Here is an 11,473-nt window from a genome sequence, read left to right on the forward strand (position 1 = left end):
AGTCTGCCGCAGAGCAGGAAAACGCCCATGAAGCAGACGAATGAACGGCTTTGTGCGCTGGCACAGAAAGGCGATGCTGCCGCGCTGGACAGCCTGATCGACAACAACAAGTCCTTTATTGGCAAGGTGGCAAATGACCTTTTCCGCAGCATGAATCTGGCACAGTCTGGCTTGAACCTTGACACGGACGATTTGAAACAGGCCAATATGTTGATAAACTTATAAAAAAGGAGAACATATATGAATTGTGCAAAAAGTGTAAAAATGATAGTGATTCTAGGTTGTATTGTGGTGAATTTGGTGGGATGTGGAATGAATGATACAACAGCATCATCAATGTCCACAGTAGTTTCGTCACAGGATACATCGTCAAGTTCATGCAATTCTGAAGAAAAAAATGATTTGCAAGATTTTTCCCAGACGTTAGTTGATTCGACCTCGGTATTTTTAGATCAAGATCAATATACTGTTTTTGAAAAAGCGCAGAAAATAGACTATGCACTTTGGGGACAATCAAGTAACTTAAAAGGACTGAATTTTAAAATTGAAGATGCTCCGACTTTTGTGCCTATGACGCAAAATGCGCCGACATATGTAAAACTGAACGGACATGATTATGAGGTCTATCAAAATTCTTATAAAGAGTTTGAAGAATATATGAAATCTATTTTTACAAATGATTTCTTGTCACAAGATTCAATTGAGAAAAAGTTTGTGAATTATAATGGAAAACTTGCCGTTTGTGATGACTATGATTTGGCACAAATTCCATATTTTACTGGATATGTGGGAGAATATTATCCGGATGATTTCTGCTCAGTGCGATACTATTTGAAAAATAAAACGGAAGCACAAGTAAATTTTGTAATGATTGCATACTATAATCCCAATGAAACGTATGAGGAACATGATGAGTATTCATATGATGACATGAATAAAGTCGAATATGAAATGCAGTTGGTAAAAGTTGGGGATGTGTGGAGAGTAAATAAATATCACTCGCCTGAGCTTGGATAAGCAGATAGTGAAAAGTGTTGCATATAATAGGCATTGAAAAATCCCCCCCGAAGCCTTTTCGAGAGTTGAGAAAAGACTTTGGGGGGGATATATGTTAAAAATGATGCTTTACAACTTATTGTTGATGAAGAGAGTAGAGATATTTAGGAGCGACGAGCGGTTGCGATATAATCACCGTATACGGTTTCATTGCGTGCAGTTCCCGCTTCCTCAAGAGTTCGAATGACACCACCAGCAGGATCAATGACGGAAATGCTGCTTGCAGAGGAGCAACTGCCAGTATAAGCAATCGCTGTGACAAAATGCGTCTTTTTGCCATCGCTACTGTTGAGCCGAATAATGATGGGAAGGTTATTGTCAATACTTGCTTTGACTGCACTGAATACAGTCGCCTGCTCCTTACCGCCATGAGTGTAGTTGCTCGTGTCGATTTTACCATTGCACTTGCTGGGAAGAGCCCAAGTATTCAGACCGTTTGCACCCCAATTTCCACAGGCAGTCAGGACTTCGTTAGGGGTGAATTCACGAGGCCCATAGATATTAGCGGTATTCAACACGGCAACAAGAGAGCAACCACTATTTCCAACAAGCTTAACAATGTCCGGATTCTTCTGTGCCCAAAGATAGTTTCTATCAGTAGGCAGAGTGATTGAATGAGATTGACCACTTGTACCGCCCGAAGAAGCGTTCAATGCGTTTAGGGTGGCACTGCCGACCATACCATCGGCAGTCAAGCCGGATGCTTTCTGAAAACTGATAACAGCGTTATAAGTGCCTGAACCTGCAAGGCCATCCACTGTACTGGCGTAATAACCTTTGTTCTTCAGGAGCTGCTGGATGGTTTTAATGTCGCTTACCAGTGCGTTCCATGTACCATCGCCAACAATGCCATCTTGGGTAAGACCTTTTTTGCCCTGATACTTCTTAACAGCATTTTCAGTACCAGAGCCAAATTTGCTGTCAAAACTACCCGGAGGGCAGCACATGATATGCAGTCCATACTGCAGGTACATAACATAGTTGCCAGTACTTCCATTTTTGAGTAACATAGTAATAATCTCCTTTTTTTAGTAGGACGTTTATGGGGCCCTTCATTTGCGTCCTTACGTAATAGAAAGAGAGAATCACAGATGTTTTGTAAACATAGAGAGATAATTTAGGATATCTGGGTCGGTCACTCAAACCATTGCCGTCAAGTCGGTGGTGGATAGTGTGATTTTTGTTTGTCAGAGAGTAAGTGCACGGTTTCTGCACGGATTTTGCACGGTTTCAAAACGTGCAAAGGGTGCTTTTCGCTGCAAAATTCGACAAAGGGCGCAGAAATTGCCGGGTGAAAAATCACGTCGTCTTGTTCAAAAGCAACGATGACTCGAAACTTTCATGAATTGAGACGAACCGGCGGCTTGCTCTCTTAATCAGTGGGCCCAGGGTTCGAGTCCCTGGAGGTGCACCACAACAACAAAATCCGAACTTTTTTCCAATAGGAGAAAGGTTCGGATTTTTGTATTCTTCGGAAAACAGAGCGAATCCCTTGCTTCCATCGAAAAACGTCCTAGACCTTATCACAAAAAAGCACGACAGACCACTGTAAGAGTGCCGTAAGGCAGAAAGGACACAAACATGAAGTACGATGAAAGAGCCTGCAAATTCAACATGGACACCGGCTGCGTGGAGCTGCTGCTCCGGGATGGGAGAATGATCTCCATTGACTGCACTGGGGTCGAGGATGAATTGGATGTGACCATGGCGCAGAGATCGGAGCTGGACTATCTTATTTACAATGACCCGCTGGGCTATGCGGATTTGATCCTGAACGGAGACCCGGAGGAATATTTGAGGAATGTGACTGGGAGCCACGGATTAGAAGATTGATTTTTCCATAAAACCGCCATTGACAAAAACTGCCGCTCACCTGCGTAACGGAACGCAGGTGGGCGGCGTTTTGCGCTATCGGCTCAGAGACTGCCGGAAGTTACAGCTTATGAAAGACTTTCAATGATCTCCGCACTCTTTTCAATGCCGATGACCCCGCTGTCCAGTGCAATATGATAGTTGGCGGCATCGCCCCATTTCATATCGGTATAAAAGCGGTAGTAGGCAGCACGGCGCTTGTCCTTCTCCTTCAGCCGGGCTTCGGGAGATTCCTCTCGCTCCCCGTAGACCCGCACGATGCGGTCTGCCCGGAACTTCATGTCGGCATGGACAAAGACCTTCAAGCAGTCGGTGCGGTCCTGCAGGATAAAATCGGCGCAGCGTCCCACAATGACGCAGGGCTCTTTTTCTGCCAGTTCCCGGATGATCCGGTATTGCAGCTTCCAAAGCAGGTCCTCGTTGGTGGGGCCGAAGCTGCGGTCAGCGAAGGCAGAGGCGAGGAAGCCGCCGGGAGTGTACTCTCCGGCCTCCTTGATGTAGCTCTCGTCAAAGCCGCTTTCGGCAGCCAATTTCTGGATAAGTTCGGCGTCGTAGCACCGGATGCCCAGATGCTCTGCCACCAGCTTGCCGATGGTCCTGCCGCCGCTGCCAAACTCGCGGCTGATGGTAATGATGCGTTTTTTCATTCAAGTTCTCCTTTCCCGTTCAGTTCACGGTAGGTTTTGCAGATCAAACAGCCTGCGATGAGGAAGGTCAGGATATCCGACAGGGGCATGGAGTACAGCACGCCGTCCAGCCCGAAGAACCGGGGCAGCAGCAGGGCAAAGCCCACGCCGAACACCACCTCACGCACCATGGACAGGGCGGTGGATTCGGCTGCCTTGCCCATGGCCTGCAAAAAGATGAAGCACGCCTTGTTGACACAGGCCAGAATGATCATGCACAGGTAGATGCGGAAGGAGCGCACTGCAAAATCCGTGTAGTAGACGCTCTCGTTGGCGGCACCGAACAGGGCAATCAGCTGACGCGGGAAGCCCTCCACCAGCACCAGTGCAACGGCACCCACGGTGGCTTCTGCCAGCAGCAGTTTCGTGAACAGCTCCTTTACGCGGGTGGGCTTTTTGGCGCCCATGTTGAAGCCCACCACGGGGATGCAGCCAGCCGCCATGCCCACCACGATGGAGATGACGATCTGGAAGAACTTCATCACGATGCCCACCACCGCCATGGGGATCTGGGCGTACTGCTCCTGCCCGAACACGGCATCCAGTGCGCCGTATTTGCGGATCATGTTGTTGATGGCTGCCATTGCCGCCACAAGGCTGATCTGGGACAGAAAGCTGGTGATGCCAAGGGTCAGGGTGCGGCTGCAGATGGAGCCTTTCAGCCGAAGGTCTGCCCACGCCGGGCGAATGATCTTCATGTGGAGCAGATACCACACTGCCAGCACCGCCGTGACCAGCTGACCGATGACGGTAGCCACCGCTGCGCCCATCATGCCCCAGCGGAAACCGAAAATGAAGATGGGGTCCAGAATGATGTTCAGCACCGCACCCGCAAGGGTGGACACCATGGCAAACCGAGGATTGCCATCCGCGCGGATGATGGGGTTCATGGCCTGCCCAAACATATAAAAGGGCACGCCCAGCGTGATATAGAAGAAATATTCCTGCGAGTGGTGGTAGGTCTCGGCGTTGACTGTTCCGCCGAACATGGCAAGAATGGTGTCCGCAAAAATCAGATAGAGCGCGGCCAGCACAATGCTGCTGACCAGACACATCACCACCGCATTGCCGACGCTCCGCTTTGCCTTGGGGACCTCGTTCTGCCCAAGGCTGATGCTGACGAAGGCGCAGCAGCCGTCACCGATCATGACTGCGATTGCCAGTGCTACCACCGTCAGGGGGAAAACGACCGTATTGGCGGCGTTGCCATAAGAGCCAAGATAGCTGGCGTTTGCAATAAAGATCTGGTCCACGATGTTATACAGTGCGCCGACCAGCAGCGAAATAATGCACGGGATCGCATATTTTTGCATCAGCTTGCCGATGCGTTCCGTGCCGAGAAATTGATTGGAACTTTCCATGGGATTCACCTTACCTTTCCATTTTGGGGCAAATAAAAACAACGGGCAGCCCTCATGCAACCGGTTTTACGCATGAGAGCTACTCGTTGTACGAAATTATTATAGCCCGCCTGTCTGGAATTTGCAAAGGCAGTTTTGCACAAGAATTGTACTGGGCATTCTGCGCAGATTGCACGAGGAAAACTTTGTGGAAGATGCCCTTTGAAGCCCGCCAACCTACCGTGGTACAATAAAGTAAAGAGTAAAATTACGCTGGAAAGTCTGTTTTTGCACTCCTTCCATACAAGGAAACGAGGAAAATACCATGTCACGGTTTCAGGCGGGAGCGCTGGTAGTCTACGGAAATCTGGGAGTGCACGAGGTGGAAGGGGTCGGGCTGCGGCGGTTTTGCGAGGAGCCCGCCAGAGAGTACTACACCCTCCGGCCTTATTTTTCGGATTCCCATGACCGCAGCTATATCCCCACGGCAAAAGAAGATGCCCTGCGCCCGGTGACCCCGCCACAGCAGGCAGCAGCCGACCTTGCACGCATCAAAGAGGAGAAGCTGCCCATCCCGGCGGGGGTACAGGCAGCGCTGGCAGAACATTATCAGGCGCTGCTGCACACCAATGATTTTTACCAGTACCTGACCCTGTTCAAGGAGCTGGGGCAAAAGCAGGCCCAGCAGCAAAGCCGCGGCCGAAAGATCAACGCTATGGATACCTACTTTTACCAGATGGTAGAGCGTGTCCTGCGGGAGGAGCTGGCGGTGGCGTTTGGGGAATCGCAGCAGGAAGCCGGCAGGCGTCTGCTGGAGGTTTTGCGCTGAAGCCGCATGGTGATTTTTACCAACAAATGCAAAGGCTCTTTTTGTTCGGAGCAACTTTGTAGGAATCAACAAAGAAGGATGGTTTGCTATGTAAAACCTTCGTGAGAGTTTGCCACTTGAAACACATCGATACCTTATGATATAATCCCTCCAGCAGAACGCGCTGTGTGTGAACACGTAAGACCAGTTTCTTCACACACAGGCGTTCTCTTTTTATTTTCAAAAAGTTAGTCTGCACTAATCTTGAGGAGGGCTTTTCATTCGTAATCATCGTTCCACCGTTTTTCTCGGCGTTCTGCTGATGATTCTTTCGGTTTGTTCTTTGTTTGTCGGGGTGCTGGACATCCGGCCTTCTGACCTGTTTACAGGCAGCGTGGAAACATGGGAGATATTTCTGATCTCCCGCCTGCCGCGTCTGCTTGCCATCCTCTGCACAGGCATCGGCATGAGCGTGGCGGGGCTTATCATGCAGCAGCTCTGCATGAACAAGTTTGTTTCGCCCACCACAGGCGCAACGATCTCTTCTGCACAGTTTGGCATTCTGCTGGCTTTGCTGTTTGCACCGGGTTCTACCCTGTGGGGACGTGCTGCCTTTTCCTTCGTTTGTGCCGTTCTCGGTACATGGGTCTTTGTCTGGTTCATCCAGCGTATCCAGTTCAAGGACATTGTCATGGTCCCGCTGGTCGGCATCATGTTCTCAAACATCGTAATGGGCGTTACCAATTATCTTGCCTACAAATATGAAATGACGCAGGCTCTTTCCAGCTGGCTGGTTGGTCATTTTTCCACCGTCATTCGTGGGCGGTATGAGCTTGTCTGGCTGACGGTACCGCTGGTGATTCTGGCATTTGTATTTGCCAACCACTTCAATATCGTGGGCATGGGAAAAGATTTTTCTCAGAACCTCGGCGTTCCGTATGATCTGGTGCTGTTTATGGGTCTGACCATTGCTGCCATGATCACGGCATCCGTTGTTGTGGTGGTCGGCTCGATCTCCTACATCGGCCTCATCGTGCCCAATATCGTAGCAATGTTCAAGGGTGACCAGATCCGCGGAACGCTGGTGGATACCGCTCTGTTTGGTGCAGTGTTCGTGCTGGTCTGCGATATGATCGGACGGGTTGTGATCTATCCCTACGAGCTGCCCATCGAGCTGATCGTTGGGGTCATTGGCAGTATCCTGTTTGTTGGTCTGCTGCTGTATCGGCTTCGGCATGGCCGAAAGGCAGTCCGGCTGGGCAAAGCTACCGAGAAAACCGGAGGTGCAGCATGAAAACGCACAAAAATCATCTGCGCCTGCTGATCCTTCTGCTTCTTGTTCTGCTGGCCTGTGCGGGCTATATGACGGTCGGAGTCCACTTTGAAAACCAAAAATTATTTGCCTACGCCATGCGCATCCGCACGCCCAAGCTGATCGCCATGCTCATCACGGCATTTGCCATTGGAAGTGCCTCCATCGTGTTTCAGTCCATCATCAACAACACCATCGTCACGCCCTGCCTGCTGGGTATGGATCAGCTTTACTCGCTGATCCACACAGCGGTGTTCTTTGTGGCGGGTTCGGGCAGCTTTCTGGCGGTCAATGCCAACGCAGCCTTTGCGGTAGACCTCGCCATTATGGGCGCTGTTGCCACCGTAATTTACAGCTATCTGTTCCAGAAAACGAACCACAATGTTCTGTACGTCCTGCTCATCGGCACGGTGTTGACCTCGTTCTTTTCCAGCATCCAGACGACTTTGACCCGTGTGATGGACCCCAACGAGTACGACACGCTGCTGACGGATCTGGTCGCCAGCTTTTCCAATGTCAATTCGGCGATTCTGGCACTGTCCGTTGCGGTTCTGGCGCTGGTCGCCTTTGCCTTCCGGAAAGAGCTTGCGCTGCTGGACGTTCTGACACTGGGCAAAGATCAGGCCATCAATCTGGGCGTAGATTACGACCGCTGCATTCGCCGCCTGCTGCTGGGGGTCACGCTGTACATTGCAACAGCCACCGCTATGGTCGGGCCGCTGGCATTTCTGGGGCTTATCATTGCCAACCTTTCCCGGCAGTTCCTGCGTACCTACCGGCACAGCCAGCTCATCACCGGCTCTGTTTTGTTCGGTATGGTCGTTCTGATCGGCGGACAGCTTCTGGTGGAGCGGGTGTTCGTTTACTCGGTTCCGGTCAGCGTGTTCATCACCGTGGGCGGCGGCGTGTATTTCCTGTATCTGCTGCTCACCCAGAGAAAGGCATAACACCATGTTTGTAAAAGAGATCACCAAACGCTACGATGGCAAAGCCGTTGTCGATGGCGTGAGTTTTGAGATTCCGAAAGGCAAAGTCCTTTCCCTCATCGGTCCGAACGGCGCAGGAAAATCCACCGTGATGGGAATGCTGTCTCGGCTGATCGCACGGGACAGCGGTCTTGTGGATTTTGAGGGAACAGAGATCACGCGCTGGAAAAGCCGGGAGCTGAGCAAGCGGCTCGCCATCCTGACCCAAGCCAACAATGTCCAGATGAAGCTGACTGTCCGGGAACTGGTTGCATTTGGCCGCTTTCCGTACTCCGGCGGGCGGCTGACCCAAGAGGACAACGAGATCATTGACCGCGCTATCGCCTACATGGAGCTGGGCGATTTTGAGGAGCAGTTCATCGATGAACTGTCCGGCGGTCAGCGGCAGCGTGCCTATATAGCCATGGTCATTGCGCAGGATACCGAGTATATCCTGCTGGATGAACCGACCAACAATCTGGATATTTACCACGCAACCAACCTTATGCGCATCGTCCGCCGCCTGTGCGATGAGCTGGGCAAAACGGTGATCCTTGTTCTGCACGAGATCAACTATGCTGCGTTTTATTCCGACTACATCTGTGCCTTTGTGGATGGAAAAATCGCAAAGTTTGGCACGGTGCAGGAAGTGATCACCAAAGAAAACCTGTCCGATATCTACAAGGTGGACTTTGAGATCATGCAGATCGAAGGCAAGCCTTTGTCGATATATTATTGATTTCAGTACTTTCTAAAAGGAGCATTCTTATGAAGAAAATTTCTCGTCGTTCGTTTTTGACCGCTATGGCCGCTGTGAGTGCAGCGGGTGTTCTCGCCGCCTGCGGCGCTTCCTCCTCCACGGCAAGCTCCGTGGCATCCTCTGTGGCTGCATCCAGCGAAGCTGCCACTTCCTCGGAAGCTGCACCGGAATCTGTGACCATCAAGGCGTTCAACGGTGCAAAGGAACTGGTAGATGTGGAAGTGCCCTTTGACCCGCAGCGCATTGCGATCCTCGACCTTGCTTCTTTGGACATTCTGGATGAACTGGGCGTTGGCGACCGTGTGGTCGGCACGGCATCCACCTCTCTGGACTATCTTCAGAGCTATGTCACCAATGAAAGCATTGCGAACCTTGGCAACATCAAGGAGGCCGATATGGAAGCGGTCATGGCCTGTGAGCCGGACATCATCTTTATCGGCGGACGCCTGTCCAAATCCTATGATGCTCTGTGCGAGATCGCACCCGTCGTTTTCCTTGCGACCGATGCCGAAAAGGGCGTTGTGGAAAGCACCCGTGAAAACGCCATGACCATCGCTTCTATCTTTGGTCTGGAAGATCAGGTGGAAAGCCTGATGGCGGACTTTGACAGCCGCATCGACGCCCTGAAAGCCTTTGCGGAGGGCAAGACTGCCATCGTCGGCATGACCACCAGCGGCAGCTTCAATGTTCTGGGCAACGATGGCCGCTGCTCCATCATCGGCAAGGAGATCGGCTTTGAGAATATCGGCGTAGATGCCAATATCGACACTTCGACCCACGGCAACGAGGCTTCCTTCGAGTTCATTGTGGACAAGAACCCCGACTACATTTTCGCAATGGACCGCGATGCAGCCATTGGCACCGATGGCGCACAGCTGGCACAGGAGATCCTGGAAAACGAGCTGGTCAAGAGCACAGATGCTTACAAGAATGGCCACATCGTTTATCTGGCACACCCGAATGTCTGGTACACCGCAGAGGGCGGCATTCAGGCACTGAACGAAATGCTGAGCGATCTGGAAAGCGCACTGCTGTGATTTTTTCAAAATTCTTCTTGCAATTTTGAAAAAACTCCGGTATAATACCTTCCGTTAAGAATACAAAAAGCCGGCTTACAAAGCGTGAAATCCTGAGGGAAAGCTACCCCTCAACGATTTCACGCTTTTTTGTTTGCCCGAAAAAGGAGAACCTATGAACCCAAAAAACAAACTGGCAGAAATGCCCATCCGCCCCCTGCTGTACACCATGGCGGTACCGCTGATGCTGTCGCTGCTCATCCAATCGCTGTACAACATCGTGGATAGCATTTTTGTGGCACGGCTGTCGGAAACGGCCTTGACTGCCGCCTCTCTTGTATATGCCATCCAGTTTTTGATGATCGCCATCGGCGTGGGCACCGCCGTTGGTCTGAACGCCCTGCTCTCCCGGAAGCTGGGGCAGAAAAAGCCGGAGGAAGCCTGCCGTGCCGCCACCACTGGGCTGTTTCTGATGCTGGGCACTTCGCTGGTGTTTACGCTGGTGGGGCTGCTGTTCTCGAACCAGATCGCTGCCGCCCTGACCAACGATCCCGAATTGCAGCAGCTGTGCCGGGAATATTTCTCGGTGAACCTTGTGTTCTGCTGGGGCATCTTTTTGCAGACCTACGGGCAGCGGCTTTTGCAGGCCGTGGGTGACACGGTGCTGTCCATGATTTCCCTCATCATCGGCGCAGTGGTCAACATTATTCTCGACCCCATTATGATTTTCGGTCTGCTGGGCTGCCCGGCCATGGGAATCCGGGGCGCAGCCATTGCCACCGTCATCGGGCAGCTCATCGGCGTAGCGGCGGCGCTGTGGTTCAATCGTGTCAAAAACCCGGTCATCCATGTCCGACTGAAGGGCTACCGCTTTTTGTGGCAGGATGTGGCCGACATCTACCGGGTGGGTCTGCCTACCATCGTGATGCAGGCCATCGGCAGTGTGATGACCTTTGCGGTCAATGGCATTCTACTGGGGGTGTCCTCCACGGCAGTGGCGTTCTTCGGCATCTACTATAAGCTGCAAAACTTCCTGATGATGCCGGTGAATGGTCTGGGACAGGCAGCCATCCCGGTGGTGGGCTTCAACTATGGCAGTGGTCAGTCGGACCGGGTAAAGCAGGCATGGAAGGTGCTGCTGCCCACCGGCGTGGTGTTTGCCCTGTGCGGCACGGCGGTATTCCTGCTGTTCCCGGCGCAGCTGCTGGGGCTGTTCTCTGCCAGTGACGAGATGCTGGCCTTTGGTGTGCCCGCCCTGCGCATCATCTCGATGACCTTCCTGTTCGCGGTCATCACGATCTTGTGCGGCTACTTTGCCTCCGGCCTGGGCAACGGCATGGTCAACATGATCGGCGGTGCCCTGCGGCAGCTGGTGGTGCTGGTGCCCTGCCTGTGGCTGCTCATCCGCACCATGGGCATCGACAGGGCGTGGTTTGCGTTCTGGGTGTCCGAGGTGATCGCCTGCGCTTACAGTCTGTGGGCAACGAAAAAAGAACTGCGGAACAAGGGAAAATAAGGCAAAACAAAAACAGGATGCGCCACCCGGACGCACCCTGCCAAGATCCACAGACGATAGCGATATGTACAACAGGGCGTTCCCCGTAGCAGAGTTCCCATAAAACAGTATTTGCAAAAGCTCCCGAAATGGGGAAGATTTG

At 51.9% G+C, this 11,473-nt stretch carries 11 protein-coding genes and 1 pseudogene; 9 read left to right on the forward strand and 3 right to left on the reverse strand.

Annotated features, from left to right (window positions below):
- Both AAAU26_RS09395 and AAAU26_RS09400 read left to right on the forward strand, forming a co-directional pair.
- Positions 1–225, forward strand: a pseudogene (locus AAAU26_RS09395) (hypothetical protein); the annotation flags it as partial.
- 15 nt (positions 226–240) lie between these two features.
- Positions 241–1,017, forward strand: a complete 777-nt coding sequence (locus tag AAAU26_RS09400; RefSeq protein ID WP_128118058.1) for a hypothetical protein — start codon at positions 241–243, stop codon at positions 1,015–1,017.
- Positions 1,018–1,160: 143 nt separating this feature from the next.
- On the opposite strand, the gene AAAU26_RS09405 is transcribed toward AAAU26_RS09400, so the two are convergent.
- The gene (locus tag AAAU26_RS09405) at positions 1,161–2,066 is read right to left on the reverse strand and encodes a peptidoglycan-binding domain-containing protein (RefSeq protein ID WP_055186213.1); all 906 of its coding nucleotides are present in this window, start codon (positions 2,064–2,066) and stop codon (positions 1,161–1,163) included.
- A 571-nt stretch (positions 2,067–2,637) separates the two neighbouring features.
- On the opposite strand from AAAU26_RS09405, the gene AAAU26_RS09410 reads away from it, so the two are divergent.
- Positions 2,638–2,889: a DUF6061 family protein gene (locus tag AAAU26_RS09410; protein WP_227619655.1), complete on the forward strand. Its 252-nt coding sequence runs from the start codon at positions 2,638–2,640 to the stop codon at positions 2,887–2,889.
- Positions 2,890–2,996: 107 nt separating this feature from the next.
- Here the strand turns inward: AAAU26_RS09410 and AAAU26_RS09415 are convergent, their stop codons facing one another.
- Both AAAU26_RS09415 and AAAU26_RS09420 read right to left on the reverse strand, forming a co-directional pair.
- The gene (locus AAAU26_RS09415; protein WP_227619656.1) at positions 2,997–3,575 is read right to left on the reverse strand and encodes a cytidylate kinase-like family protein; all 579 of its coding nucleotides are present in this window, start codon (positions 3,573–3,575) and stop codon (positions 2,997–2,999) included.
- The gene (locus AAAU26_RS09420; RefSeq protein WP_227619657.1) at positions 3,572–4,975 is read right to left on the reverse strand and encodes an MATE family efflux transporter; all 1,404 of its coding nucleotides are present in this window, start codon (positions 4,973–4,975) and stop codon (positions 3,572–3,574) included. The genes AAAU26_RS09415 and AAAU26_RS09420 overlap by 4 nt, the downstream gene beginning before the upstream one ends.
- Positions 4,976–5,279: 304 nt before the next feature.
- On the opposite strand from AAAU26_RS09420, the gene AAAU26_RS09425 reads away from it, so the two are divergent.
- The 6 genes from AAAU26_RS09425 to AAAU26_RS09450 all read left to right on the forward strand — a co-directional run bounded on the left by AAAU26_RS09425 (position 5,280) and on the right by AAAU26_RS09450 (position 11,331).
- A complete protein-coding gene (locus AAAU26_RS09425; protein ID WP_227619658.1) occupies positions 5,280–5,783 on the forward strand; it encodes a CarD family transcriptional regulator in 504 nt (167 codons plus the stop codon).
- A gap of 301 nt (positions 5,784–6,084) precedes the next feature.
- Positions 6,085–7,056 carry an ABC transporter permease gene (locus AAAU26_RS09430; protein WP_227619659.1) on the forward strand — a complete coding sequence of 324 codons (972 nt, stop codon included), beginning with the start codon at positions 6,085–6,087 and terminating at the stop codon, positions 7,054–7,056.
- A complete protein-coding gene (locus AAAU26_RS09435; protein ID WP_227619660.1) occupies positions 7,053–8,021 on the forward strand; it encodes an iron chelate uptake ABC transporter family permease subunit in 969 nt (322 codons plus the stop codon). Before AAAU26_RS09430 ends, AAAU26_RS09435 begins: the two co-directional genes overlap by 4 nt.
- Before the next feature lie 4 nt (positions 8,022–8,025).
- The gene (locus AAAU26_RS09440) at positions 8,026–8,778 is read left to right on the forward strand and encodes an iron ABC transporter ATP-binding protein (protein ID WP_098924066.1); all 753 of its coding nucleotides are present in this window, start codon (positions 8,026–8,028) and stop codon (positions 8,776–8,778) included.
- Between the two features lie 29 nt (positions 8,779–8,807).
- Positions 8,808–9,836, forward strand: a complete 1,029-nt coding sequence (locus AAAU26_RS09445) for a siderophore ABC transporter substrate-binding protein (RefSeq protein WP_217212445.1) — start codon at positions 8,808–8,810, stop codon at positions 9,834–9,836.
- A gap of 154 nt (positions 9,837–9,990) precedes the next feature.
- Positions 9,991–11,331: an MATE family efflux transporter gene (locus AAAU26_RS09450; protein ID WP_227619661.1), complete on the forward strand. Its 1,341-nt coding sequence runs from the start codon at positions 9,991–9,993 to the stop codon at positions 11,329–11,331.
- Positions 11,332–11,473 lie beyond the last annotated feature (142 nt).

The sequence above is a fragment of the Faecalibacterium longum genome (assembly GCF_040094125.1).
GTDB lineage: Bacteria > Bacillota > Clostridia > Oscillospirales > Ruminococcaceae > Faecalibacterium > Faecalibacterium longum.

Excerpts from the sequence above, each read along its gene's own strand:
- AAAU26_RS09400 (WP_128118058.1), top strand. The coding sequence starts at position 241 with ATGAATTGTGCAAAAAGTGTAAAAATGATAGTGATTCTAGGTTGTATT.
- AAAU26_RS09405 (WP_055186213.1), bottom strand. The coding sequence starts at position 2,066 with ATGTTACTCAAAAATGGAAGTACTGGCAACTATGTTATGTACCTGCAG.
- AAAU26_RS09410 (WP_227619655.1), top strand. The coding sequence starts at position 2,638 with ATGAAGTACGATGAAAGAGCCTGCAAATTCAACATGGACACCGGCTGC.
- AAAU26_RS09415 (WP_227619656.1), bottom strand. The coding sequence starts at position 3,575 with ATGAAAAAACGCATCATTACCATCAGCCGCGAGTTTGGCAGCGGCGGC.
- AAAU26_RS09420 (WP_227619657.1), bottom strand. The coding sequence starts at position 4,975 with ATGGAAAGTTCCAATCAATTTCTCGGCACGGAACGCATCGGCAAGCTG.
- AAAU26_RS09425 (WP_227619658.1), top strand. The coding sequence starts at position 5,280 with ATGTCACGGTTTCAGGCGGGAGCGCTGGTAGTCTACGGAAATCTGGGA.
- AAAU26_RS09430 (WP_227619659.1), top strand. The coding sequence starts at position 6,085 with ATGATTCTTTCGGTTTGTTCTTTGTTTGTCGGGGTGCTGGACATCCGG.
- AAAU26_RS09435 (WP_227619660.1), top strand. The coding sequence starts at position 7,053 with ATGAAAACGCACAAAAATCATCTGCGCCTGCTGATCCTTCTGCTTCTT.
- AAAU26_RS09440 (WP_098924066.1), top strand. The coding sequence starts at position 8,026 with ATGTTTGTAAAAGAGATCACCAAACGCTACGATGGCAAAGCCGTTGTC.
- AAAU26_RS09445 (WP_217212445.1), top strand. The coding sequence starts at position 8,808 with ATGAAGAAAATTTCTCGTCGTTCGTTTTTGACCGCTATGGCCGCTGTG.
- AAAU26_RS09450 (WP_227619661.1), top strand. The coding sequence starts at position 9,991 with ATGAACCCAAAAAACAAACTGGCAGAAATGCCCATCCGCCCCCTGCTG.